26 protein-coding genes, 2 tRNA genes and 1 riboswitch are annotated in these 24,173 nt (G+C 69.2%); of the genes, 17 read left to right on the top strand and 11 right to left on the bottom strand.

Annotated elements, in window-relative coordinates; translation table 11 throughout:
• Window positions 1-6 precede the first annotated feature (6 nt).
• From ACIBHX_RS35870 to ACIBHX_RS35860, 3 genes are all read right to left on the bottom strand, one after another.
• A complete protein-coding gene (locus ACIBHX_RS35870) occupies window positions 7-639 on the bottom strand; it encodes an ATP-dependent Clp protease proteolytic subunit (RefSeq protein WP_397071863.1) in 633 nt (210 codons plus the stop codon).
• 188 nt (window positions 640-827) lie between these two features.
• Entirely contained in the window at window positions 828-2,222 is a 1,395-nt protein-coding gene (gene tig, locus ACIBHX_RS35865; RefSeq protein WP_397071862.1) for a trigger factor, read from the bottom strand.
• Window positions 2,223-2,371: 149 nt separating this feature from the next.
• A complete protein-coding gene (locus ACIBHX_RS35860; protein ID WP_397071861.1) occupies window positions 2,372-3,238 on the bottom strand; it encodes a helix-turn-helix domain-containing protein in 867 nt (288 codons plus the stop codon).
• Window positions 3,239-3,470: 232 nt separating this feature from the next.
• Here ACIBHX_RS35860 and ACIBHX_RS35855 point away from each other — a divergent pair, with 232 nt between their 5' ends.
• The gene (locus ACIBHX_RS35855; RefSeq protein ID WP_397071860.1) at window positions 3,471-3,947 is read left to right on the top strand and encodes an ATP-binding protein; all 477 of its coding nucleotides are present in this window, start codon (window positions 3,471-3,473) and stop codon (window positions 3,945-3,947) included.
• A gap of 277 nt (window positions 3,948-4,224) precedes the next feature.
• Window positions 4,225-4,491, top strand: a complete 267-nt coding sequence (locus tag ACIBHX_RS35850) for a hypothetical protein (RefSeq protein ID WP_397071859.1) — start codon at window positions 4,225-4,227, stop codon at window positions 4,489-4,491.
• Between the two features lies 1 nt (window position 4,492).
• Here ACIBHX_RS35850 and ACIBHX_RS35845 read toward each other — a convergent pair.
• Window positions 4,493-4,566 (bottom strand) — tRNA-Pro (locus ACIBHX_RS35845).
• Between the two features lie 89 nt (window positions 4,567-4,655).
• On the opposite strand from ACIBHX_RS35845, the gene ACIBHX_RS35840 reads away from it, so the two are divergent.
• The 3 genes from ACIBHX_RS35840 (at window position 4,656) to ACIBHX_RS35830 (ending at window position 6,033) form a co-directional block, all read left to right on the top strand.
• Window positions 4,656-4,726: transfer RNA gene (locus ACIBHX_RS35840), tRNA-Gly, on the top strand.
• A 189-nt stretch (window positions 4,727-4,915) separates the two neighbouring features.
• Complete coding sequence (locus tag ACIBHX_RS35835) at window positions 4,916-5,425, top strand: hypothetical protein (protein WP_397071858.1); 510 nt, start codon at window positions 4,916-4,918, stop codon at window positions 5,423-5,425.
• On the top strand, window positions 5,425-6,033 hold the full coding sequence (locus ACIBHX_RS35830; protein ID WP_397071857.1) for a uridine kinase: 609 nt from the start codon (window positions 5,425-5,427) through the stop codon (window positions 6,031-6,033). The genes ACIBHX_RS35835 and ACIBHX_RS35830 overlap by 1 nt, the downstream gene beginning before the upstream one ends.
• Here the strand turns inward: ACIBHX_RS35830 and ACIBHX_RS35825 are convergent, their stop codons facing one another.
• Window positions 6,034-6,630, bottom strand: a complete 597-nt coding sequence (locus ACIBHX_RS35825; RefSeq protein ID WP_397071856.1) for an HAD family hydrolase — start codon at window positions 6,628-6,630, stop codon at window positions 6,034-6,036.
• A gap of 126 nt (window positions 6,631-6,756) precedes the next feature.
• Here ACIBHX_RS35825 and ACIBHX_RS35820 point away from each other — a divergent pair, with 126 nt between their 5' ends.
• Together ACIBHX_RS35820 and ACIBHX_RS35815 are read left to right on the top strand one after the other, a co-directional pair.
• Window positions 6,757-8,079 (top strand): TrpB-like pyridoxal phosphate-dependent enzyme, encoded by a 1,323-nt coding sequence (locus ACIBHX_RS35820; protein ID WP_397071855.1) that lies wholly within the window; start codon window positions 6,757-6,759, stop codon window positions 8,077-8,079.
• Entirely contained in the window at window positions 8,064-9,419 is a 1,356-nt protein-coding gene (locus tag ACIBHX_RS35815) for a dihydrolipoyl dehydrogenase family protein (RefSeq protein ID WP_397071854.1), read from the top strand. The genes ACIBHX_RS35820 and ACIBHX_RS35815 overlap by 16 nt, the downstream gene beginning before the upstream one ends.
• Here ACIBHX_RS35815 and ACIBHX_RS35810 read toward each other — a convergent pair.
• Window positions 9,406-9,483, bottom strand: coding sequence for a 50S ribosomal protein bL37 (locus ACIBHX_RS35810; protein ID WP_372455775.1), 78 nt, complete (start codon window positions 9,481-9,483; stop codon window positions 9,406-9,408). The two genes, ACIBHX_RS35815 and ACIBHX_RS35810, sit on opposite strands and share 14 nt — an antisense overlap.
• A 116-nt stretch (window positions 9,484-9,599) precedes the next feature.
• On the opposite strand from ACIBHX_RS35810, the gene ACIBHX_RS35805 reads away from it, so the two are divergent.
• From ACIBHX_RS35805 to ACIBHX_RS35785, 5 genes are all read left to right on the top strand, one after another.
• Window positions 9,600-10,379 (top strand): DeoR/GlpR family DNA-binding transcription regulator, encoded by a 780-nt coding sequence (locus ACIBHX_RS35805; protein WP_397071853.1) that lies wholly within the window; start codon window positions 9,600-9,602, stop codon window positions 10,377-10,379.
• Window positions 10,376-11,440 carry a galactose-1-phosphate uridylyltransferase gene (galT, locus tag ACIBHX_RS35800; protein WP_397071852.1) on the top strand — a complete coding sequence of 355 codons (1,065 nt, stop codon included), beginning with the start codon at window positions 10,376-10,378 and terminating at the stop codon, window positions 11,438-11,440. The genes ACIBHX_RS35805 and galT overlap by 4 nt, the downstream gene beginning before the upstream one ends.
• 67 nt (window positions 11,441-11,507) lie before the next feature.
• A riboswitch (cyclic di-AMP (ydaO/yuaA leader) is annotated at window positions 11,508-11,646 on the top strand.
• A 5-nt stretch (window positions 11,647-11,651) separates the two neighbouring features.
• Window positions 11,652-12,599 (top strand): coiled-coil domain-containing protein, encoded by a 948-nt coding sequence (locus ACIBHX_RS35795; RefSeq protein ID WP_397071851.1) that lies wholly within the window; start codon window positions 11,652-11,654, stop codon window positions 12,597-12,599.
• Window positions 12,600-12,678: 79 nt separating this feature from the next.
• Window positions 12,679-12,981, top strand: a complete 303-nt coding sequence (locus ACIBHX_RS35790) for a hypothetical protein (RefSeq protein WP_397071850.1) — start codon at window positions 12,679-12,681, stop codon at window positions 12,979-12,981.
• Window positions 12,978-14,093, top strand: coding sequence for an NlpC/P60 family protein (locus ACIBHX_RS35785; protein ID WP_397071849.1), 1,116 nt, complete (start codon window positions 12,978-12,980; stop codon window positions 14,091-14,093). The genes ACIBHX_RS35790 and ACIBHX_RS35785 overlap by 4 nt, the downstream gene beginning before the upstream one ends.
• Window positions 14,094-14,108: 15 nt before the next feature.
• On the opposite strand, the gene ACIBHX_RS35780 is transcribed toward ACIBHX_RS35785, so the two are convergent.
• Window positions 14,109-14,459 carry an MmcQ/YjbR family DNA-binding protein gene (locus tag ACIBHX_RS35780; protein ID WP_397071848.1) on the bottom strand — a complete coding sequence of 117 codons (351 nt, stop codon included), beginning with the start codon at window positions 14,457-14,459 and terminating at the stop codon, window positions 14,109-14,111.
• A 3-nt stretch (window positions 14,460-14,462) separates the two neighbouring features.
• Entirely contained in the window at window positions 14,463-15,770 is a 1,308-nt protein-coding gene (locus ACIBHX_RS35775) for a M50 family metallopeptidase (protein WP_397071847.1), read from the bottom strand.
• 156 nt (window positions 15,771-15,926) lie between these two features.
• On the opposite strand from ACIBHX_RS35775, the gene ACIBHX_RS35770 reads away from it, so the two are divergent.
• Entirely contained in the window at window positions 15,927-16,526 is a 600-nt protein-coding gene (locus ACIBHX_RS35770) for a LuxR C-terminal-related transcriptional regulator (RefSeq protein ID WP_397071846.1), read from the top strand.
• A gap of 379 nt (window positions 16,527-16,905) precedes the next feature.
• On the opposite strand, the gene ACIBHX_RS35765 is transcribed toward ACIBHX_RS35770, so the two are convergent.
• A complete protein-coding gene (locus ACIBHX_RS35765) occupies window positions 16,906-18,021 on the bottom strand; it encodes a PP2C family protein-serine/threonine phosphatase (protein ID WP_397071845.1) in 1,116 nt (371 codons plus the stop codon).
• A 118-nt stretch (window positions 18,022-18,139) separates the two neighbouring features.
• On the opposite strand from ACIBHX_RS35765, the gene ACIBHX_RS35760 reads away from it, so the two are divergent.
• From ACIBHX_RS35760 to ACIBHX_RS35750, 3 genes are all read left to right on the top strand, one after another.
• Window positions 18,140-19,366 carry a GNAT family N-acetyltransferase gene (locus ACIBHX_RS35760; protein WP_397071844.1) on the top strand — a complete coding sequence of 409 codons (1,227 nt, stop codon included), beginning with the start codon at window positions 18,140-18,142 and terminating at the stop codon, window positions 19,364-19,366.
• A 15-nt stretch (window positions 19,367-19,381) separates the two neighbouring features.
• The gene (locus tag ACIBHX_RS35755) at window positions 19,382-19,528 is read left to right on the top strand and encodes a hypothetical protein (RefSeq protein WP_397071843.1); all 147 of its coding nucleotides are present in this window, start codon (window positions 19,382-19,384) and stop codon (window positions 19,526-19,528) included.
• A gap of 91 nt (window positions 19,529-19,619) precedes the next feature.
• Entirely contained in the window at window positions 19,620-20,279 is a 660-nt protein-coding gene (locus ACIBHX_RS35750) for a TMEM175 family protein (RefSeq protein WP_397071842.1), read from the top strand.
• A gap of 30 nt (window positions 20,280-20,309) precedes the next feature.
• Here ACIBHX_RS35750 and ACIBHX_RS35745 read toward each other — a convergent pair whose 3' ends face one another.
• Window positions 20,310-20,783, bottom strand: a complete 474-nt coding sequence (locus tag ACIBHX_RS35745) for a ribose-5-phosphate isomerase (RefSeq protein WP_397071841.1) — start codon at window positions 20,781-20,783, stop codon at window positions 20,310-20,312.
• Between the two features lie 93 nt (window positions 20,784-20,876).
• Between ACIBHX_RS35745 and def the strand changes: the two genes are divergently transcribed.
• Entirely contained in the window at window positions 20,877-21,362 is a 486-nt protein-coding gene (gene def / locus ACIBHX_RS35740) for a peptide deformylase (RefSeq protein WP_397071840.1), read from the top strand.
• Window positions 21,363-21,569: 207 nt separating this feature from the next.
• On the opposite strand, the gene pepN is transcribed toward def, so the two are convergent.
• A complete protein-coding gene (gene pepN, locus ACIBHX_RS35735; RefSeq protein ID WP_397071839.1) occupies window positions 21,570-24,089 on the bottom strand; it encodes an aminopeptidase N in 2,520 nt (839 codons plus the stop codon).
• Window positions 24,090-24,173 lie beyond the last annotated feature (84 nt).

Below are 24,173 nucleotides of genomic sequence, written 5' to 3'. Positions count from 1 at the left end.
CCCCCCTTAGGAGACTGCGCCCTGCGATTGCACCTGCCGCGCGCTGCGAACGACATGGTCGATGAAGCCGTAGTCCTTGGCTTCCTCGGCCGTGAACCAGCGGTCGCGGTCGGAATCGGACTCGATCAGATCGAGCGACTGACCGGTGTGGAAGGCGATCCGCTCGGCCAGGGTCTTCTTGATGTAGAGCATCTGCTCCGCCTGGATGGCGATGTCGGCGGCGGTGCCACCGATGCCGCCGGAAGGCTGGTGCATCATGACGCGAGCGTGCGGAAGCGCGTAACGCTTGCCCTTGGCACCTGCGGACAGCAGGAACTGGCCCATGGAAGCGGCCATGCCCATGGCAACCGTGCACACGTCGTTCGGCACGTATTCCATCATGTCGTAAATCGCCATTCCGGCACTGACCGAGCCGCCGGGCGAGTTGATGTACAGCCAGATGTCACGGTTGGGATCGTCGGCCGCGAGCAGCAGGAGCTCCGCGCAGATGCGGTTGGCGATCTCGTCGTTCACCTCCTGGCCGAGCACGATGATCCGCTCACGCAGCAGGCGCTGGTAAAGCTGGTCCTCAAGCCGGAAGGCAGAGCCGTTCTCACGGCCTCGTGACTCGGGCTGATAGAAGGTCGGCGGGCTGGTCACAGCGTCACCTTCCGATGCGTCGTAATCGATGGGCTTGCTTGTGACCTTAACGCGCGTCGCGCACAGGTCATGCCCAGTCCACGTACTGTTCGCTGACGGCGCAGGTTGGCCTTGCGGGGAATAACAGGCGGAATACGGCAAGGCCCCGGAACCCGCGTGCCGCGGGTCCGGGGCCTTGCTCGTACGGGTCACTCGTCGGTCTTGTCCTCGGCCGAGTCGTCGGCCTGGTCCTCGGCGGCCTCCTCGACCGGCGGCTCACCGTTGATCTCGGTGTAGATCGCCTTGAGGTCGACCTCGTTGCCGTCGGTGTCGACGACCTTGGCGGCGTCGCCGACCACGGCCTTGGCCTTGTCGCGGACGATCTCGACCATGGCCAGCGTGAGCTGGTCGTTGTCGGCCAGGTGCTGGGCCAGCTGGTTCGGCTGGACGCCCATCTCCATGGCGCGCCGTACGACGAAGTTGGTGAGCTCCTGCTCGGAGACGCCCAGCTCCTCGGCCTTGACGATCTTGTCAAGGACGAAGCCGGCCTTGATGGCGCGCGAGGAGTTGTCGTCGAACTCCTTGAAGCGCTCCTCCTCGGTCGTCTGGTAGAGGCGGAAGTAGGCGTCGCGGCTGAGCCCGCTCTCGGCGATCTGGTGCTCGAGGTTGTGCTTGCGGGCGTCGACCTCGGCCTTGAACGCGCTGTCGGGGATCGGGATGTCGATCTTCTCGAGCAGCGCCTCGAGGGCCTTCTCGCGGGCCTGGACGACCTGGTCGATGAGCTTGTTGCGGCGGGCACCCTCGCTGATGCTGGTCTTCAGCTCCTCCAGCGAGTCGAACTCGCTGGCCAGCTGGGCGAACTCGTCGTCGAGCTCGGGGAGGACCTTCTCCTTGACCGACTTGACGCTGATGATCACGTCGGCCTCGTCGCCGGCGTTGGCGCCGCCGACGAGCTCGGTCTTGAAGCTCTTCTCCTCGCCCGCGGACATGCCCTCGAGGGCGTCGTCGAGGCCCTGCAGCACGGAGCCGGCGCCGACCTCGTAAGAGACCTCGTTGGCCTGCTGCTCCTCGATGTTCTCGCCGTCGATCTCGGCGCGCAGGTCCATGACGACGAAGTCGCCCCCGGTGGCCGCGCGCTCGACGCCGGTCAGCGTGGCGAAGCGCTGGCGCAGCGCGTCGAGCTGGGTGTCGACGTCGGCGTCGGTGACCTCGGCGGAGTCGACCGTGACCTCGGCGCCCTGGTAGTCGGGCACGTCGAAGTTGGGCCGGATGTCGACCTCGGCGGTGAACTCGATCTGGTCACCGTCCTCGATCTTGGTGACCTCGATGTCGGGCTGGCTGACCGGGAAGACGTCGACCTCGTCGACGGCCTGGCCGTACAGCTTGGGCACCGCGTCGTTGAGCGTCTCCTCCAGCACCACCGCCCGGCCGAAGCGCTGCTCGATGATGCGGGCCGGAACCTTGCCAGGGCGGAACCCGGGGACGCGCACCTGCTGCGCGACCTTCTTGTACGCCGCATCCAGGCTCGGGCGCAGCTCGTCGAACGGCACCTCGACAGTGAGCTTCACCCTTGTCGGGCTGAGCTCCTCGACAGCGGTCTTCACGGGGTGGTCTCCTTGATCAAGCTTCGAGTGATCGCGGGCGCGTCCATTCGGTACGGCTCACGCGCCGCGCCCACATGAGCGGCGCCGGGCATGCTCCGCCACGGCGGGAGCCGAGCGCCACGGCCAGTCTAGGGCAGACCAGGCAGCTCTCAGAACTCTTCGGCTATGGCGCGCAGCAACTCGACCGTCTCGTCGGGAGTGGTGCTGACCGCGCACAACCGTTCCATCACTTCTGTGTACCTGTCGACGTCCTCACGCTTGTCCAGGTAGAGGGCGCTGGCCAGTTGCTCAACGTAGACGACGTCAGGCAGGTCCTGGTCGGGGAAGCGCAGGATGCTGAAGGCGCCCCCCTCGGCGCTGTGGCCGCCGAAGCTGAAGGGCATGACCTGAATCGTGATGTTGGGCTGGCGCATCTGCTCGATGAGGTGCTCGAGCTGGGCGCGCATCACCTCGGCGCCGCCGATCGGGCGGCGCAGCGCCGCCTCGTCGATGACGGCCCAGAAGATGGGCCCGTCGGCCTTGTCGAGGACGCGCTGGCGTTCCAGCCGCAGGTCGACGCGGCGGGAGATCTCCTCGCTGCCGAGTCCCGCGGAGCCGGCGGTCACCACGGCCCTGGCGTACTCCTTGGTCTGCAGCAGTCCGGGCACGAACTGGACCTCGTAGGTCCTGATCCGGGCGGCGGCCTCCTCGAGGCCGACGTAGGCCTGGAACCAGGTGGGCAGGACGTCGTTCCAGCGGTGCCACCAGCCGGGCTCGTTGGCGGTCTTGACCAGGTCGAGTACGGCGGCGCGGGCCTCTTCGTCGGTCACGCAGTACAGCGTCAGCAGGTCGGCGACGTCGCGCTCCTTGAATCCGACCCGGCCGAGCTCCATGCGGCTGATCTTGGATTCCGAGCCCCTGATGAGGTGTCCCGCCTCCTCGCGCGTGACGCCGTTGGCCTCTCTGAGCCTGCGCAGCTGGGAGCCCAGGAGTATGCGCAGCGCCGTAGGCCCGGAACCCGGCTGGTTCTGCGTCACACTTCCTCCTATCAAGGTCCGCACACACAGTGACACCACATCGACGGCTATGACAAGGTCTCAACCTCGTGTCCGATTCGGATACCCACCCTAGTAATCGCCCATGCCGTTGCACATTGCACATGCACGTGCATTTGGGTCTTGCAGCCACGCCAGACGTGACCCATGATGGCCTAGTGCATATTGGGCTAAACATGCACTAAACCCATGGCAAGCGGGAGGTATCGGCGGGATGGTGGAGGATCCTCTGGCCACTGCCGACTGCCTCCAGATCACCCGTGAGGTGGGGTTCGACAGGCTCCTGTCGGACGACCAGCCTTTCACGACCTCCTGCCCGCTCCCTTTTCAGGCGGACTCCGTCAAGACCGCGCGTGACGTCACGCGCTCGACGCTGTCGAGCTGGGGTCTGTCGGAGCTGAGCGACGACGCCGCGCTGGTCGTCTCCGAGCTGGTCACCAACGCCGTCAGGTACGCCGTCTACGCCCGCGCGCGGCGTGACATCCAGCTGCTGCTGATGCGGGTCAGCCCGCACGTCCTGCTGGCCGTGGCCGACCCCAGCGACGACGTGCCCACGCCCAAGGAGCCCGATTTCGTCTCCGAGCACGGCCGCGGGCTGTACATCGTGGAGACCTACAGCCAGTGCTGGGGCTGGGACCCGCTGGCGCACGGCGGCAAGGCCGTCTGGGCGCTCTTCCGCACCGAGTCCTGATTCATTACCCTTTCTTGGTAGTGAAGGGGAGTACCTCTCAACACGCCTGATCGTCAGTACGGCTCGCGCAGCCCGGTCAGGCGGGCCGCCTCCGCGGCGAGGGAGACCTTCCGGCCGATCGACATCGAAGGCTGGAGGTTACGGACATGCGCATGCCGCTTCCCATAGGTCTGCTGACGGCCGCCTACTGCGGCGTGCCGGCAGGGCTCGTGCTCATCGGCGCTTCTGTGCAGGTTCGCGTGGCGCGCTTGATCAACAGGCGGTAGGTTCTCTCGCCGTGACTCGGTTACTGGAGCGGATCGGGCCCGCTTCCCTGCTCGTCGCGCTGGTCGCGGTGCTCGCGGGCATGCGTCTCGAGCATGCCTGGGTGATGGGGGCGCTGGGGATCTTCGCGGTCGCTCTCTCGCGCGCCGGTGTACGGCGGGCTGCCACGATCGCCACGGTCTACAACCGCAGCACCTCGGTGGCGGGGATGACGCTCGGACTGGTCGCGGTCGGGCTGGCCATCGTCAAGATGGCCGTCGTGCCGCTGGTCTTTCCATGAGTCGGGGCGACAGGATTTGAACCTGCGACTTCGTGCTCCCAAAGCACGCGCGCTACCAAGCTGCGCCACGCCCCGCGGCGCCAGGTGCGCACACGCTCCGCGACTCCGGTACGCTTACGCCCTGACGACCGGATGAAGTCTAGACCAGACTTCGACCGGTTCGCGCGGACGTAGCTCAATGGTAGAGCCCTAGTCTTCCAAACTAGCTACGCGGGTTCGATTCCCGTCGTCCGCTCTCATGGCGAAAGGCCAGGTCAGCCCCTCCGGGGAGACCTGGCCTTTCTGATGCTCTTTTTGATCTTCCGTGCCCGATACGTGTCCGATCGCTTGGCGATCTTGAGTCCTTCCCGAAGATCCACAGCCGTGATCGGGCGAGGGTAGTCTCGCCATGACCTACGCCGGGGACTGTTCAGAGGAGGGTCGCGTGGGCGTCCTGTTCGACTACTACCGCGCCGCGGATCGTGAGGCGGCGATGGTACTGCCCGAGCTGGGGCGGGCCGGCAACCGTCGCATGCCGGAGGGGCAGGGCTTCGACGCGGTGGACGCCAAGGGCATCGAGCCGGCCGTGATTCTGGGGCAGCTCATCGGGCTCATCCAGGGGGTTCCGTGGTCTGTGGGCCTGGTGGAGATGGTGGAGATCTATCCGCCATCCGAAGGCGCTCCGCGGACCGAGGAGGAGTGGGAGGCCCTGCCGCCCGATTCGCCCTTCCTGGACGGCCCGGGGATTGAGGAGTTGTCGGCCGCCGTGCGCGACACGCTGGCCGATGTGGACCATGGCCGGATGGCCGAGTTGGCCGAGCAGTGGGCGGGGATCGAGGAGTTCGATGGGCGCGCCGACGCCGAGTTGCTGCGTGGGGTGATCGAGGAGCTCGTGGGGCTGGCCAGGCGGGCCAAGGAGAGCGGTCAGCTGTTGTACTGCTGGACGTTGGTGTAGTGCGAGCCCACCCGATTTCGTTCGACGCCCTGGTGGGCGAGCTGGTCGAACGGATCGACGGCGTCGCCGGGCGGGTGCGCGTGGTGGTGGACGGGGCGCCGGCGGCGGAGCCCGGGCGGCTGGCCGAGGCGTTGGTGGATCCGCTCCGGGTTCTGGGGCGGGGCGTGGTGCGGGTTTCCGCGGGCGACTTCCTGCGGCCGGCTTCGCTCAGGCTCGAGTTCGGGCGGGAGGACCCCGACGTCTTCTATGACGACTGGCTCGATCTGAAGGCGCTCCGGAGGGAGGTGCTCGAGGGGCGCGACGGGCGGGTGCTGCCGAAGCTGTGGGACGCGGCCGCCGACCGGGCCTACCGCGTGCCGTACGAGGAACTCCCGGCGAACGGGGTGATCGTCGTGGACGGGGCGCTGTTGCTGGGCAGGGGGTTGCCGTTCGAGGTGAGCGCGCATCTGTGGCTGTCGGGCCGGGCGCTGGCGCGGCGGACCCCGCAGGAGCAGGAGTGGACGCTCCCGGCCTACGAGCGGTACGAGCGCGAGGCCCGTCCGCGGCAGATCGCTGACGTCGTGATCAAGGCCGATGACCCCCGGCATCTGGCCAGGGTGATCGGATGATCACCCCCTGAGCAGGGCCTCGAGCTCGGCGATCGCCTGCGCGGTGTCCCTGAAGTGCACCGCCCGCATCCCGACCGCCCGCGCCCCCTCGACGAACGCCTCCACGTCGTCGAGGAAGATCGCCTCCTCGGGCCGTACGGCGAGCCGTTCGCAGGCCAGGTGGTAGATGCGCGGGTCGGGCTTGGCCACGCCCACCTCGTGCGAGTAGACGATGTGGTCGACCAGGTCCTCGAAGCCGTAGGCGGCCTGTTCCCGCTCACGGGCGCCCACGAAGCTGTTGCTCATGATCCCGGTCCGGTAGTGGGGGCGCAGCCCGCGCAGGTATTCGGCCAGTTCCGCGTTGAGGGTGCCGAGGTACTCCGCCCACAGGTCCTCCATGTAGGCCTCCGCGTGGTCGCCGATGACGTCCCTGAGGGCCGCCAGCACCTCGTCGTACGACGCCGCGCCGATGGTGCCCGCCTTCCACGCGGCGGTCATCCGGGTGCCGATCTCCCCCGTGGGCAGCCCGAGCCTGCGCTCCCATCGACCCGCCACGTCGAGTCTGGGGGCGATCTCCAACACGCCGCCGACATCGAAAATGATCGCTTGTGAAGTCATTCAACCAATGTAGTAAGCGTGTGATGGATTGTCTATGCCCGGCCCGCTACCAAACGCCTCCGCCTAGGAGGTCGTGCCCGACTGGTGGCTCTGGAACGCGGCGGGCAATAGCGCGAGACTGGATCGATGACGCCCAGCCACTGGTACAACGTCGTTCCAGATCTGCCAGAGCCGCCTCCGCCGCCGCTGCACCCGGGCACGATGCAGCCGGTCGGCCCGCAGGACCTCACGCCGCTGTTCCCGATGGAACTGATCGCGCAGGAGGTCAGCACCGAGCGCTTCATCCCGATCCCGGGCGAGGTGCTCGACGTCTACCGGATGTGGCGGCCGACGCCGCTGTTCCGGGCGCGGCGGCTGGAGAAGGCGCTCGGCACGCCCGCGCGGATCTACTACAAGTACGAGGGGGTCTCCCCCGCCGGGTCGCACAAGCCGAACACGGCCGTCCCGCAGGCGTACTACAACGCGCGCGAGGGCGTGCGCAGGCTCACCACCGAGACCGGCGCCGGGCAGTGGGGCAGCGCGCTGGCGTTCGCCTGCTCCCAGTTCGACCTGGAGTGCGAGGTCTGGATGGTGCGGGCCTCCTACGACCAGAAGCCCTACCGCCGCTCGCTCATGCAGGTGTACGGCGCGACCGTGCACGCCAGCCCGTCACCGCTGACGAGCTCGGGCAGCAAGGTGCTGGCCGACGAACCCGAATCGCCCGGCAGCCTGGGCATCGCGATCAGCGAGGCCGTCGAGGTGGCCGGCGGCTCCGACGACACGCGCTACGCGCTCGGCTCGGTGCTCAACCACGTGCTGATGCACCAGACCGTGATCGGCGAGGAGGCGCTCAAGCAGCTGCCCGAGATGCCCGATCTGATCGTCGGCTGCACCGGCGGCGGCTCCAACTTCGCGGGCCTGTTCTTCCCGTTCCTGCGCGAGAAGCTGGCGGGCAGGGTGGCCACCACGTTCCGCGCGGTCGAGCCGGCGGCCTGCCCGTCGTTCACCCGCGGCCGCTACTGCTACGACTTCGGCGACACGGCCGGGTTCACGCCGCTGCTGAAGATGCACACGCTGGGGCACGACTTCGTCCCTGACCCGATCCACGCCGGCGGGCTGCGCTACCACGGCATGTCGCCGCTGCTGTCGCACATGTACGAGCTGGGCATGTTCGAGGCCGTGGCCAAGTCGCAGACCGAGTGTTTCGAGGCGGGCGTCCGCTTCGCCCGCACCGAGGGCATCGTGCCTGCGCCCGAGCCCACCCACGCGCTGGCCGAGACCATCGCCGAGGCGCTGCGGTGCAAGGAGAGCGGGCAGGAGAAGGTGATCCTGACCGCGCTGTGCGGCCACGGCCACTTCGACCTGGCCGCCTACGACCGCTATCTGTCGGGCGAGATGGAGGATTACGACCTCCCGCAGGAGAAGATCGACGACGCGCTGGCTAGGTTGGGGCCATGGACGTCGATGTGATCGTGCTGGGAATGGGGCCGGGCGGCGAGGATGTCGCGGGACGGCTGGCCGAGGCGGGGCTGCGGGTCGCCGGTGTAGAGGGCAACCTGGTCGGTGGCGAGTGCCCCTACTGGGGATGCGTTCCCTCCAAGATGATGGTCCACGCCGCCGCGGCGCCGAAGCCCGACTGGCCGGCGCTGGCGCGCCGGATCAGGAAGGAGGCCACCGACGACTGGAACGACAAGGTGGCCGCCGACCGCTTCACCGGCAAGGGCGGCCATCTGGTCAGGGGCTACGGCCGGATCACCGGCCCGCGCGAGGTCACGGTCGGTGACCAGGTGCTGCGGGCACGCAAGGGCATCGTGATCGCCACGGGTTCGCAGCCGGCCGTCCCGCCCATCGACGGGCTGGAGGGCACGCCGTACTGGACCAACCACCAGGCGATCGAGGCCGAGGAGCTGCCGGGGTCGCTGATCGTGCTCGGGGGCGGGGCGATCGGGGTGGAGCTGGCGCAGGTGTTCTCGCGGTTCGGCTCGCGGGTGACCGTGCTGGAGGGCTCCGACAAGGTGCTGTCCATGGAGGAGCCGGAGTCGGGCGAGCTGATCTGCAAGGTCTTCGCCGACGAGGGTATCGACGTGCACGCCGGCGTGCACGTCTCGCGCGTCGACTACGACGGCTCGATGTTCACGCTGGACGGCGCGCGGGCCGAGAAGCTGCTGGTCGCCACCGGGCGGCGGGTCGATCTGAAGGCGATCGGCGTGGGCGCGCTCGGGCTCGACGAGAGCGCCAGGGCCGTCCCGACGGACGCGCGGATGCGGGTCACCGACGGCGTGTGGGCGCTGGGCGACGCGGTCGGCCACGGAGCGTTCACGCACATGTCGATGTATCACGCCGACATCATCGTCAAGGAGATCCTTGGAGCGCAGGAGCTCGGGCGGAGAGAGCGAGGCACGATGCCAACGGAGCCCGAGCGGGCGCGACCATGGGCACAGCAGGGCTCACACGACGCCGAGTACCACGCGGTGCCGCGGGTGACGTTCACCGATCCCGAGGTGGGCGCGGTCGGTCTCACCGAGGCGCAGGCCCGCGACAAGGGGCTCGACGTGCGGGTCGCGGTCGGCGACCTTGGCACTCGCGGCTGGATCGCGCAGGCCCAGGGGTTCGTCAAGCTCGTGGCGGCCGACGGAGTCCTGGTGGGCGCGACCTGCGCGGGCCCCGGCGGTGGTGAGGTGCTGGGGCTGCTGACGCTGGCCGTGCACGCCAGGATCCCGCTCCAGCGGCTCGACGAGATGATCTATGCGTATCCCACGTTCCACCGCGCCGTCTCGGCCGTGGTGCGGGAGCTCGTCAGTTCGCGTTAGGGCGCTTGCCGTGGTTCGACCTCTTCTTCTTGCGAGCCCTGCCCTTGCGTGCGCGCCTGGCCATGAGATCTCCTTCCACAGGTCCTAGATCCAACCTCTCGCGCCCGCCGCTCAAACACAAGCGACATTCCCCAACATAGTCGTGTCATAATTTGGTGGAATGTGTTGGAAGGAGGGGGCGTGCTCGCACAGCAGCGGCAGCAGACGATCCTCGAGCGAGTACGCAGCACCGGTGGTGTCCGGGTCGCCGACCTGGTGCGCGAGCTGGGCGTCTCCGACATGACGATCCGCCGTGACCTGGAGGTGCTCGCCGAGCGCGGGCTGCTGGAGAAGGTGCACGGCGGCGCCACCGCCCTCGGGCCCGGCTCGACCGAGGAGCCGGGCTTCACCGCCAAGTCCTCCCGCCAGCAGGGCGAGAAGGAGGCCATCGCGCGTCGCGCCGCCGAGCTGGTACGGCCGGGCACCGCGGTGGCCCTGTCGGCGGGGACCACGACGTGGGCCCTGGCCCACCACCTCATCAGCGTTCCCGAGCTGACGGTGATCACGAACTCGATCCCGGTCGCCGACGTCTTCCACCGCAACCCGCGCGCCGACCGCACGGTCGTGCTGACCGGCGGCGTGCGCACGCCCTCCGACGCGCTGGTCGGGCCCGTGGCCGTGGCCGCGATCCGGCGCCTGCACGTGGACACGCTCTTCCTGGGGGTGCACGGGATGAGCGTGCGCGCCGGGTTCACCACGCCGAACCTGCTGGAGTCCGAGACCGACAGGGAGCTGGTAGCGGCGGCGCACCGGCTGGTCGTGCCCGCCGACCACACCAAGTGGAACACGGTCGGCATCAGCACGATCGCCGAGCTGGCCGAGGCCGACGTGGTCATCACCGACTCCGGGATGCCGCAGGAAGCACGTACCGAGCTGGCCGAACGGGCCGGAGAACTGATCATCGCGGAGGGCTCGCAGTGAAGCGCACCATCACCCACCTGGCGGACGGCCGAGAGTTGATCTACTTCGATCAGCGTGACGACGCCGACAGGAGCGCGATCGACCGGCGGGCGCTCGATCCCAGGCCGGTGGCTTCCGAGCTGCGGTACGACCCGCTGACCGAGGAGTGGATCGCGATCGCCGGGCACCGGCAGACGCGCACGTTCCTGCCCCCGGCAGACGAGTGCCCGCTGTGCCCGTCCACGGACACGCGGCTGTCGGAGATCCCGGCCCACGAATACGACGTGGTGGTGTTCGAGAACCGCTTCCCCTCTTTCTCTGGAAATTTCGGGGCTTATCACGATGTGGGCGGGCTGAGTGAGGTCCGTCCGGGCGTGGGGCGGTGCGAAGTGGTCTGCTTCACCTCCGACCACGACTCCTCCTTCTCGCGGCTGTCCGACGCGCAGGTGGAACTGGTCATGGAGGCCTGGGCCGACCGTACGGCGGAGCTGTCCGGGATCGAGGGCGTCGAGCAGGTCTTCGTCTTCGAGAACCGGGGCGAGGAGATCGGCATCACGCTCCCCCACCCGCACGGTCAGATCTACGCCTACCCCTACATCACGCCGCGCACCAAGCTCCACCTGGCCGCCGCGGAGAAGCGCCCCACCCTGTTCGCCGACGTGCTCACCGCCGAGCGCGCCGCCGGGACCCGGGTGGTGGCCGCCAACGACCTGTGGACCGCCTTCGTGCCCGCCGCGGCGCGCTGGCCGTTCGAGGTACACGTCTACCCGCACCGCCAGGTTCCGGACCTCGCGGCGCTGTCGGAGGCGGAACGGGCCGCGTTCGCGCCGCTCTACACCTCGGTGCTGCGGGCGCTTGACGGGCTGTTCGGGGTGGCCATGCCGTACATCGCGTCCTGGCACCAGGCGCCGGTGCGGCAGCGGCGCGAGCTGGGATACCTGCACCTGGAGCTGTTCAGCATCAGGCGGGCGCCGGGGAAGCTGAAGTACCTGGCGGGGTCGGAGTCGGCGATGGGCGCCTTCGTCAACGACGTGCTGCCGGAGGAGGCGGCCCGCATGCTTCGATCACAGGTAGATCACTAATTGATTTCGCCTTGGAGTCGCATTACCCCGGATATACGACTAGTATCCCTCACGCATCGGTCGTAACACCCGTTGCATGCCTAATCCCGGGCGCGTCGCCCGGGAGCCGGGGACCCACCGCACTCCGGGGTGAATCCACGCAAGTGGTAGGGAAGCTCCCACGCCCGAACCCGTCAGCTAACCCGGTCGGCAGAGGGAGAGGAACCCCCACGTGGCACGGGCGAACTTCGCCATCGGCCTCATCGCCGCCACAGCCGTGGCCCTCAGCGCCACTACTCCCGCCTCGGCGGCCCCCAAGCCCACGGAGAAGCAACTCCGCGCCGAGCTGAAGCAGCTCAACAGCAAGATCGACACGCTCATCGAGTCCTACAACGCCAAGCGGGTCGAGCTGACCAAGGCCAAGAAGGCGGCCGAGACCGCCAAGCAGCGCCTGGCCACCGCCCAGCAGGGGCTCGACCAGGCCGAGCGGAAGGTGGCCGAGCTGGCCACGCTCCGCTACCAGAACGGCGACCCGGCGCTGTCCAGCCTGATCCCGCCACCGACCGGCAGCGGCGCCGCCGTACTCGAGCAGCTCACCTCCGACCAGGTGGCGATGGTGCAGGCGGTGACCACCGCCCGTGACGAGACGAAGCAGGCCTCCGACGACGCGGCCGCGCTGGCCGCGCGGATCAAGGCCAACGCCGACGACGTCGGCAAGGAGAAGGACCAGGCCGAGGGGCTCATCAAGGACATCCAGCAGAGGCTGCAGAACCTCATCCCCTACGGGCCCGGCCGCAAGTCCGACGGATCCTGGGCGCCCGAGCTGCCCGGCGGCTCCGACAACATCACGCCGCGCATGCGCACGATCCGCGGCCTGATCGAGAAGAACTTCAAGCTGCCCTTCGACGTCGGCTGCTTCCGCTCCGGCGGTGGCGGCGAGCATCCGCTCGGGCGCGCCTGCGACTTCATGATGAGCTCAGGCGGCACGATGCCCGGCGCCGCCAACAACACGCTGGGCGATCAGATCGCGGCCTGGGCGCTGAAGAACCAGGACAAGCTCGGCGTGAAGTACGTGATCTGGAAGCAGCGCATCAACATGGGCTCAGGCTGGCGCGCCATGGAGGACCGCGGCAGCATCACCGAGAACCACTACGACCACGTGCACATCTCGATGAACTGACAGCCGAGCCAGATCGATCACAAAGGTGATAAATTCCCGTGATGTCTGATGTCCATGGGGCATGGCGGGAGAGGCTTTCATGGCGGGGTTCGATATCTACTTCGACGCGCTCGAAGACTGTGCGGGTAAGGCCAACGGCGTCGCGAACCAGTTCAAGACCGTGGCCGACGAGAACCCGGCAGGCCCCACGCAGTCCTGCTTCGGCTCCCTCCCGGACGCCTCCGGCAAGCTCGTCGAGGCCGTCAAGAAACTCGAGTCGAAGCTCGCCTCCGAGACCCGGCACGCCCAGCGAAACCTGAAGAAGGTCGAAGCGGCCCTGTACAAGGTCGTCAGCAACGTCCGCAAAGCCGACAACCCAGGCTCCGAGGTGGCGCAGGCGTGACGGACATCTGGCAGTCGTACCTCAGCGCCATCCAGAACATCATCAACGACCTGAACGGCGATGATGACGCGATCTACAAGATCGCGAAGCGCTGGCGGACACTGGCCACCAACGCGACCACGCACGTCGGCACCCTCAAACGCGCGGTCACCACCGTCGACGACGCCTGGAACGGCGACGCCTCCGAGAGCTTCAAGACGCACATGGCCCAGTATCCCCAGGCCGCCAATGCGCTGAGCGGCGCGCTGACGAGCTGCGCCGACAAACTGGACACCGCAGGGACGACGCTGGCAAGCACCAGACGCGAGGTCCAGTCCATCTATCACCAAGTGGACGAGAAGCGTAAGAACAGCGACGGCGACCCGACCGAGGGCGCCAAGTCCGAGCTGGCCACCGCGCTGGGGCGAGCCCAGATGCAGAAGCAGCTGGCGGTCGACGCCGTCGGCAAAGCCACCGACGAGATCAACAAACGTTTCGGCGACGACGTCAAGTTCTTCGAGTCCATCGGCGCTCCAGGTGACGAGGACTTCGTCCCGCACGACGGGCAGCGCTGGATCCCCGACCCCGGCTTCCGGCCCGCGGCCACCCAGTTGGCGACCTACCACCCCAACGGAAACGGCGGCGTGGCAGACAGCGGCGTGAGCGGCGGCGTGGCAGACGCCGGCGTGAGCGGCGGCGTCCGCTACTCGGGGAACATCACGCCCCCGCCGAACGCCCTCAGCCTCGCCGCGAACCCGCGCGCCCAGAGCGTCATCGACTACGCGCTCAAGCAGCTCGGCGATCGGTACGTCTGGGGTGCGACCGGGCCCGACACCTTCGACTGCTCCGGGCTGACGCTCCGCGCATACGAGGCGGCCGGGATCACCATCCCCCGGGTGGCCGCCGACCAGTGGTCCCACGGCCCGCGCATCCCCGATGGCAAGGAACAAGCCGGTGACCTCATCTTCTTCGACAGCACCGGAGACGGCGTGCCGGATCACGTGGGAATCGTGCTCGACCCGGTGAAGCACACGATGATCCACGCCCCCAATTCGCGCACGGTGGTACAGATCACGAACTACGCCGAGTACGGCACCCCTCGTGTGGGGTTCACCCGCCCCGGAGTGCCCTGACCCTCGACCGCGCGGTCAGGGCAGCCGCTCGATGAGCGACTTGGGGGCGATCACGCGGTAGGCGTCGGTGACGATCTCGGCGATCTCGTCCCAGTCGGCCTCGACGTCGAGGTAGACGCCCAGCCACCCGCGATGCCCGACGTACGGCGGGCGGAAGAACCGCTCCGGGTCCTCGCCCACCAGCTCCTGCTGGGCCCCGGGCGGCGCCGCGCACCAGAAGCCCAGCCGGTCGTCGTGATGGTGGTCGGCGTACATGACGAACGTCTTCTTCCCGCGCACGAACCACGTCGGCTCGCCGTGGCTGAGCCGTTCCGTGGTCTCGGGCAGCGCCAGGCAGATGCGGCGCAGCTCCTCCAGCGGGTCCATCCGTCAGCGTGTGATGGTCAGCGGGTTGAACACGTCCGCGTACATCAGCAGCCCGGCCATCACGATCATCAGGATGGCCAGCGCGTAGGTCAGCGGCAGCAGCTTGGCGATGTCGACGTAGCGCGGCTCGGGACGCCGGGTGATGCGGGCGAAGCCCCGCTTGATGCCCTCCCACAGGCCGCCGGCGATGTGCCCGCCGTCCAGCGGCAGCAGCGGGATCAGGTTGAACATGCCGACCGCCAGGTTGAAGCCGCCCAGCAGGTTCAGCAGGAACAGCACCTTCTTCTCGAGGGACAGGTCGGAGGCGAGGATCTCGCCGCCCATCCGCCCGGCGCCGACCACGCCCACAGGGCCCTCGGGGTCGCGCTTCTCGCCGGAGAAGGCGGCGTTCCAGACGCCCACCATCTTCTGCGGCAGGTTGACCAGCGACGTCGCCACACGGCCCGTCAGGTCGCCCATGTAGCCGAACACCGCGCCGACGCTCTGCTTCTCCAGCACCTCGGTGGGCATGACGCCGAGGAAGCCGACGTTCTTCTCGATCTTGGTCGGGTCCTTGACCGAGGGGCGGTCCTGGGCGATCAGCGTGGCGTTCAGCGTCATCGGCTTGCCCGCGCGGACGATGCCGATGGCGACCGGCCCCGCGCCGTGGGAGCGGATCACGCGGGTGGCGTCGTCCCAGGTGGCGATCTTCTGGCCGCCGAGCGAGACGATCTGGTCGCCGGGCTTGAGCCCCGCCTTGGCGGCCGGGGTCGGCTGGTCACCGGGCAGGCAGGCGTCGCGCTTCTCGGCGACGGGGATGACGCAGGTCTGCGTCTCGGGCGACACGACGGGCTTGTAGCCGGTGGGCAGGCCGACGCCCACCAGCATGATGCCGAAGAACACGAACGCGAGCACGAAGTTCATGGCCGGGCCGCCGGACATGATGATGACCTTCTGCCACCACTTCTTGCGGTAGAAGACCCGGCCCTCGTCGCCCGGCCTGACCTCCTCCTGCGCCGCCTCGCGGGCCGAGTCGATCAGTCCCTGGAACGGGCCCGTCGAGGTGCCGCGCAGCTTGCTCGGGTCGTCGCCGGGCCTGGGCGGCAGCATGCCGATCATGCGGATGTAACCGCCGAGCGGGATCCACTTGATCCCGTACTCGGTGTCGCCCTTCCGCCTGGACCAGGCCGTGGAACCGAAACCCACCATGTACTGGGTGACCTTGACGCCGAAGAGCTTGGCCGGCACGAGGTGGCCGATCTCGTGCAACGCGATGGAAGCCATCAGCCCAAGGAGGAAGATGACGATCCCCGCGAGATAGAGCCAGTTCATGTAGGCGCGCTCCAGGGCAGACGGAAGGTCCCAACCATCCCCAGAGTAGTCGAACTCGCCGGACGTGAACGGCTTGCGGAGGCTTTGGCGAATCGGGAGACTTCGTTGACAGTACGCAATCACGCGATCACTCTGGGAGATGACGGAGGGAGCGCCTTGATCCGGATTCTGGTCGCCGAGCACCTGCCTCTGGTACGGCGGGGCCTGGTCGCCTCGCTCGACGCCGAGCCAGGCCTGCGCGTCGTGGCCGAGGTGGGCACCGGCGAGGAGCTCGCGCGGACGGCCTGCGAGCCGGACGTCGCGGTCATCGATCTGGATCTTCCCGAGACCGGCGGGCTGGCGGCCATGGCCTGGCTGCACGAACGGGATCCCGGCTGCCGGGTGCTGATCCTGTCGGCGCAGCCGAGCCCCGGTCAGGTGCGGGCCGCGTTCGCGGCCAGGGCGCTGGGGTTCATGAGCCTGGACGTGGCGCCCGAGCAGCTGGCCGCCGGGCTGCGGCGGATCGCCTCCGGGCGGCGGGCGGTCGACTCCGAGCTGGCCGTGGCGGCGCTGGAGTCCGCGGCCAACCCGCTGACGCGGCGGGAGCTGGACGTGCTGCGGATCGCGGCGGGCGGGGCCCGGTCGACCGAGATCGCGGATCAGCTGTTCCTGTCGGTGGGGACCGTGCGCAACCATCTGTCGCGGATCATGTGCAAGACCGGCGCCAGGAACCGGATCGACGCAGTGCGCATCGCCAACGACTCCGGCTGGCTGTAGACGCGCTCAGGGGGCGGCTCGCCGTACGGGCGAAGGCTGTCCCGCCGCCGGGTCGCCGAGACACCGGGCGGCCCGGCGGCGGGAGGTGTCGGATCGGCCCAGGACGGAACGCAGCCTCCGCCGCCTGATCCCCCGCGCGCTCCGGCTCCCTCCCTACACGGCCGTGAGCGAGCGGCCCGCGCACCACCGCGGGTCTGCCGGGCCCCGGCGGAACCGCGCCGCTCCCCCGGGACCCGGGCTCCTGGTACCCCGCGGCGGCCAGGGCCTGGGAAACCTGGCCTGGGAAACCCTCAGCGGGGAGCTCACCAGCAGAATCTCAAGCCACCCAGGCCCCGGCCAGTGACCTGTTTCACCATGTGGGCGTGACGAACCACACGGGTCATGGACGCCAGATGAGCACCAGCGCGCAGTCGTCGTTGTGACCCGAGGCCATCGCGTTGACCAGCGCTCGCGCGCCGTCGCGGAAACCTGAGGGCAGCAGCCGCTCCGCCTCGCCCAGCAGCTTGTCGAGTCCGGCGTCGATGTCGCGGCCCGGCTGCTCGATGAGCCCGTCGGTGTACAGCAGCAGCGCGTCGCCCTTGCGCAGCACGCCGCTGTCGGGCTCGCAGTGCAGGTCGGGCACGACGCCGAGGACCACGCCCTTGGCCGAGGCGACCTGCCAGTTGCCGGTGCCGGAGTCGAACTTCACCACCGGCGGGTGGCCGGCCGAGGTGATCGTGTACTCGCCCGAGGCCAGGTTGATGCGGACGTGCACGGCCGTGACGAAGCCCTCGTCGCCGCGCTGGCGGTGCAGGTAGGCGTTGCAGGCCTGCAGGAAGTCGTCGACGGAGCCGAGCAGCCCGCCGAACGTGCCCGACAGCAGCAGCGCCCTGGTGCCCGCGTCGACGCCTTTGCCCGACACGTCGACCAGCGCGATCTCCAGGTTGTCGCCGTCGCGCATGGAGACCAGGAAGTCGCCGCCGAAGGACGACCCGCCGGCCTGCTTGAGCACCACCTTGGCGCCCCAGTCCTTGGGCAGCGCGGGCAGCTCGCCCTGGCTCTTGAGCCGGTCGCGCAGCTCGAGCAGCATCGCGTCGCCGCGCAGCCCCTGCACGCCCAGCTTGCCCCTGGTCCTGGCCATGAGCGCGGCCAGCACGGCGGTGAACCCGATCGTCACCAGCAGCCCGAGACCCACCCTGCCCGCGCCCAGCGTCAGGGCGATGTACCCCAGCGCGACCACCACGGCCACCAGCAGCACGGCCAGGCTGCGCAACCGCAGCTGGAGCCCGCCGACCAGGGTGACGAGGATGAGCAGCGAGGGCGAGAACCATTCCGTGGAGACCCGTGCGGCCAGCCCTCCGACCACCAGCGTGACGAGGCACAGCGTGATGAGCAGGTTCCGGTCGCGCGCCAGTGGCCCGCGCCGCAGGAACCGGACAACGGGCACCAGTAGCGGCACCCGCTGGAGGAACGCGCGGAGCCGTGGCGGGAGCAGCGGCGCCGGACGGGAACTCATGATGCGCATGACTGTATCGGGCTCATTCACGTTTGGGCAGCCCACTTGACCAACGCCTTGATCATTAAGCATGGATATTGGGTAGCCAGCCTGCTTTGCCCTTTCATACGTTGGACGGATGACGTATCCGATTCGTCCGATCGGCGAAGCCGAGTGGCACGCGTACTCCAACGTGCTGTCCGAGGGCTTCGGCTGGCAGCCCCATCCCCAGCAGGCCGAGCGGTGGCGCAAGGCCACCGAGTTCGACCGCACCCTCGCCGCCTTCGACGGCGACCTGATCGTGGCCACCACGGCCATCCACAGCTTCACGATGACGGTCCCCGGCGGCGCGCTCCCTGTCGCGGGCGTCACGTCCGTCGCGGTCCTGGCCTCGCACCGCCGCCGCGGGCTGCTCACCTCCCTCATGCTCCGCCAGCTGGCCGACATCCGCGAGCGCGGCGAGGCCGTCGCGGCCCTGTACGCCTCCGAGGCCGCCATCTACGGCCGCTTCGGGTACGGCGAGGCCGCCAACGAGCTGCGGGTCAGCATCCCCAAGCACGCCTCGGCCTTCGTACGGCACGCCCCCTCGGACCCGTCGGTCCGGCTGCGCGTGATCAAACCCGCCGAGGTACGCGCGGATCTGGAGCGCCTGTTCGAGACCGTGTTGGGCGAGCGCCCCGGCCTCTACGCCAGGAACGCCGACTTCTGGGACGGCGTGCTGGCCGACGAGGAGTTCGACCAGCAGGGCAACGGGCCGCTGCGCGGCATCGTGGCCGAGGACTCCGGCGGCATCCGCGGGTACGCGCTCTTCCGCATCAAGTCCACCTGGGGCGACAACGGCGCCCCGAACGGCGAGCTCAGGCTGCACGATCTGCACGCCACCGACCCCGCCGCCCGCGCGGCCCTGTGGCGCAGCGTCCTGGACAGGGACCTGGTGACCACCACCGTGGCCGGTGTGCCGGTCGACGACCCGATCACCCAGTGGGTGGCCGACTCCCGCCAGCTCAACGCCCGCTGGGGCGACGAGCTCTACATCCGCCTGGTCGAGGTGGACCGCGCCCTGACGGCCCGGGCCTACTCGGCGCCCGTGGACGTGGTGCTCGAGGTCGAGGACCAGGCATGCCCGTGGAACGCGCGCCGGTGGCGGCTGACCGCCGACACCTCGGGCGCGGAGTGCAAGCCGGTCGACGAGGAGCCGGACCTGACGCTTCCCGTCACCGCGCTCGGCGGGGCCTACCTGGGCGGCGGCTCGCTGGGCGGGCAACTGGCCGCGGGGCTGCTGCGTGAGCACACGCCGGGAACGCTCCAGTCGCTCGCCGCGGCCATGTCCTGGACGCCGATGCCGTGGGCGGGGCTGGTGTTCTGACGTACTGTCGAAGGCATGGCGCTGCAGAGCTTGCAGATCACCGCGGTCATCGCGATGAGGGCACGTGACGTCTCGCGGCCGTCGAAGGAGCAGCAGGAGGCTGCCGACCGGCGGCCGCTGCGCGACGAGACGCCGCGTCGCGAGCCCAACCGACGGTCCTGAGACCGGGCCCCGCGCTCGGCTTCAGCCGTCCCCTCGGACTGCACTAGGCTGTCCCGCGCACTCCGGCAGGCGGGATAGATAGGGCAATTTCGTGACGAGCGAGCAGGAGACCGAGGAGCCGGTCGAGTCGGGGTACTCCCCCGAACGGATGATCTTCTTCTCCGACGCGGTGTTCGCCATCGCGATGACGTTGCTGGCGATCGAGATCGAGCGGCCTGAGGAGAAGGACCTGGTGAGCTCTGCCGCCCTGGCCGAGTTCCTCTGGCACCACATCAGCTCGCTGATCGCCTTCGTGCTCGGCTTCTTCCTGCTGTGGGGGGTGCAGCGGCGGCACCACGTGCTGATGGACCGGGCACGGCGGCTGACCCATCGGATGTCGGGGTGGAACGCCGCCGTCCTCGTCCTGGCGGCCTTCCTGCCGTTCCCCACGGCGATGATCGGGCACGGGTTCGGCAACTCGCTGGCCGTGGGGATCTTCGCGGTCACGTACGCGGCGCTGCTCGGGTGCGAGGCGATGCTCAAGCACACGGCGGTGCGGGAGGGCGTCGTGTCGAACCCGGCGGCGGTGCGGCTCGGGGTGGTCGTGTCGGTGGTGCTCGCCGCGTTCTTCCTGCTCACGGCGCTCGCGGTGCAGTTCGCCGGGGCCGTGCCCGCTCTGGGGTATGCCGCGCCGTACGGGTGGATCGCCATTCCCCTGGTCATCGACCTCACCCACCGCGTCTGGCGCCGCCGCCATCCGGACGCCCCCTGAGACGCGCCCGGCAGGCGGCGTGCCGGACCGCTAGGCGTCGGGGAGGGAGGGCAGCTGGCCGATGGTCTCGTAGGTGGCCAGCTGGGCGATGCGGCGGCTGTGACGCTCCGCGCCGGAGAAGGGCGTGGCCAGGAAGACCTCGACGAAGCGCGTCGCCTCCTCCTGGGTGTGCATGCGCGCCCCGATGCCGACGACGTTGGCGTTGTTGTGCTCGCGCGACAGCTGGGCGGTCTCCTCGCTCCAGGCCAGCGCCGCGCGGATGCCGCGCACCTTGTTGGCCGCGATCTGCTCGCCGTTGCCCGAGCCGCCGATGACGATGCCCAGGCTGGCCGGGTCACCCGCGACGCCCTCGGCGGTGCGCAGGCAGTAGCCCGGGTAGTCGTCCTCGGGGTCGTAGACCTGGGGACCGCAGTCGGTCACGTCGTGGCCGTGATCCTTCAGCCAGGAGACGAGGTGGTTCTTGAGCTCGAAGCCGGCATGATCGGAGCCGATGTAGACACGCACGCGCCCAGTCTTCCACAGTCGCGGCGGCCCCTGATTGACCACCACGCTAGGGTAATTGGCGTTAGTGGTATTCACCTCTTACCAGGAGCGTTCATGCGCGACATCCGGACCCTGGGCGACCCGGTCCTGCGCACCCCGGCCGACCCCGTGGAGACCTTCGACCGGGAGCTGCGGCGCCTGATCGACGAGATGTTCCAGGCGATGTACGCGGTCAACGGGGTCGGGCTCGCGGGCCCGCAGATCGGGGTGTCGCGGCGGCTGTTCGTCTACGACATCAGCGGGCGCAAGGGCCACGTGATCAACCCCGTGCTCACGGTCGACGACGCCGAGGAGGTGCTGGACGAGGAGGGCTGCCTGTCGGTCCCCGACAAGGGCACCGGCCTGCCGATCTACGCTCCGGTGGCCAGGGCGGCCGGCGTCACGGTCGAGGGCGTGGACCGGCTGCGGCGTCCGGTGCGGATCAAGGCCAGGGGCCAGCTGGCGCGCTGCTTCCAGCACGAGACCGAGCACCTGGACGGCCGGCTGTACGTCGACCGGCTGCCCAAGAGCGAGGCCCGCAAGATCGCGCTGCGCGCATAGGTCGGTCCCCATGGGGACTTTTGGGTCTCCCCCGGCGCCACCGACACCGACCTGCTGCGCTCCAGCAACCCCCCGGAGGCGCTGGAGCGCTCGGCCGCCTGGGCGGGCCCGACGACGTGGCGGCCGTGGTCGCCTTCGTCGCCGGGCCCGACGGCCGCTGGATGACCGGCCAGAACGTGCCGGCCGGCGGCGGCATGCTGGTCTAGCTCAGGACGCCGCGTCCTTGGCGCGGTTGCGCAGGGCGCGGCTGACGCCGTCGGCGCCCTCCAGGATCAGCCTGCGCAGCGCCTGCGGGTGGTCGCCCTCGGCCAGGAAGCGCTCGGCCGCGTCCACGGTCTCCTGCTCGATGAGCAGCGCCGGGAACGCGCCGACCGCGAAGGTCTGCGCCGAGTCGAACGTCCACTCCTTGTAGATCCGCCCGACCTCCGCGAAGTACTTCTCGCGGTAGGGCACGAGCAGCTCGGGGTGGTTCGGGTCCTGGAGCCCGGCGATCGTCACGCGGGTGATGTGGTTGGCCAGCGTGCCGCCGACGACCGACTCCCAGGCGGCCGCCTTGCCCTCCGGCGTCGGGATGGCCGCGCGGCACAGGGCCGCCGACCGCTCGCCGGTGGCCGTGGGGTCGCGCTCCAGCTCGGCGTCGATGTCGGCAGCGCCCAGCTTCCCGCCGGACACCAGCGCGCCGACCAGCGTCCAGCGCAGGTCAGTGTCGACGGACAGGCCCTCGGGTACGGCGGTGCCGTCCAGGATCCCCTGCAGCACCGCCAGGTCCTCGTCGGAGACGGCCACGGGAGCGAAGGCCTGCACGTAGGCCAGCTGCTGGTCCGAGCCCGGCTCCGCGGTGGCGAGCAGCGACCTGAGCGCGTCGGCGAGCAGGCGCAGGCCCTCGGCCCGCCAGGCCGGGTCGGCGTACTGCTGCACGGCCAGGCGGGCCTGGCGCAGCACGGTCTGCAGGACCGTGATGTCCCTGAGCGTGGCCACGCCCGAGATGACGAGCTTGACGTAGTCGCGGGTGGACATCTCGCCGTCGCGGGTCATGTCCCAGGCGGCCGACCAGGACAGCGCGCGGGGCAGCGACTCGGTGAAGGCGGTGATGCCGCCCTCGACCAGCGTGCTCAGCGAACGCTCGTCCAGGCGGACCTTGGCGTAGGTCAGGTCGTCGTCGTTGATCAGCACCAGGTCGGGCTGCTCGACGCCGACCAGCTCGGCCACGGCCGTGCGGGCGCCGACGACGTCCAGCTCGACGCGCTTGGTGCGCTCCAGCTTGCCGTCGTTCATGGAGTACAGGCCGATCGCGACGCGGTGCGAGCGCAGCGTCGGATGGTCGGCGGGGGCCTCCTGCAGCACCTCGAAGGTCTCGAAGTGACCGTCCTTGACGGTGAAGCTGGGGCGCAGCGTGTTGACCCAGGAGGTCTCCAGCCACTCCTTGGACCAGGACGACAGGTCGCGGCCGCTGGTGCGCTCCAGCGCGCCCAGCAGGTCGGCGAGCGTGGTGTTGCCCCAGGCGTGCTCGCCGAAGTAGTCGCGGACGCCTGCCAGGAAGTTGTCCAGGCCCACGTAGGCGACCAGCTGCTTGAGCACCGAGGCGCCCTTGGCGTAGGTGATGCCGTCGAAGTTGACCTCGACCGCCTGCATGTCCGGGATGTCCGCGGCGATCGGGTGCGTCGAGGGCAGCTGGTCCTGGCGGTAGGCCCAGGCCTTCTCCACGTTGGCGAACGTGGTCCAGGCGCCGCCGCCCCAGCGGGTGGCCTCGGCCTGGCACAGCACGGACATGTAGGTGGCGAACGACTCGTTCAGCCACAGGTCGTCCCACCAGCGCATGGTGACCAGGTCACCGAACCACATGTGCGCCATCTCGTGCAGGATCGTCTCGGCGCGGCGCTCGACCACGGCGTCGGTCACCCGCGAGCGGAAGACGTAGTCCTCCAGGAACGTCACGCAGCCGGCGTTCTCCATCGCGCCGGCGTTGAACTCCGGCACGAACAGCTGGTCGTACTTGCCGAAGGGGTAGCGGACGCCGAACACCCGGTGGAAGAAGTCGAAGCCCTGCCGGGTGACCTCGAGGATGTTGTCGGCGTCGAGGTACTGGGCCAGGCTTTCGCGGCAGTAGATGCCCAGCGGGATCCCGTCGTGCTCCGAGGTCACCTTGTGGTACGGCCCGGCCACCAGCGCCGTGATGTAGGTGGAGATCACCGGCGTCGGCGGGAAGACCCACAGGCCGTCGTCGGAGCTGTCGGCCGCCGCGTTGGAGACCACCTCCCAGTCGGCCGGCGCCTTGACCGTCAGCTGGAAGGCGGCCTTGAGGTCGGGCTGGTCGAAGCAGGCGTACATGCGGTGCGCGTCGGCCGTCTCGAACTGGCTGTGCAGGTAGACCTTCTGGTCGACCGGGTCCACGAAGCGGTGCAGACCTTCGCCGGTGCGCATGAACTGGCAGTCGGCCTCGACGCGCAGCTCGTTGCTCTCGGCGAGCCCGTCGAGCGGGAAGCGGCCCTTGTCCGCGTCGTAGGCGGACACGTCGAGGTCCGCGCCGTTGAGCGTGACCTTCCTGACGACCGCGCCGTGCAGGTCGATGAACGTCGAGGCACCGGGGCGCTCGGCGGAGAAGCGGGCCGTGGTGATGCTTTCGAAGCGGTCCTCTCCTTGAGTCAGGTCGAGCTCCACCGCGTACGAGTCGACCTTCAGCAACCGGGCTCGCTCGCGCGCCTCATCCCGGGTCAGGTTGCCTGCCAAATTTCCGCTCCTCTACACCACTTCGTCGGGGTTTGCCTGAATCATGCCATGGTGGGAATAGGCCGGATCCACTCTCAGGTTATG

Origin of the sequence: Nonomuraea sp. NPDC050536 (assembly GCF_044457685.1) — a bacterium.
GTDB lineage: Bacteria > Actinomycetota > Actinomycetes > Streptosporangiales > Streptosporangiaceae > Nonomuraea.
This window is presented reverse-complemented; position numbering and strand designations above follow the sequence as displayed.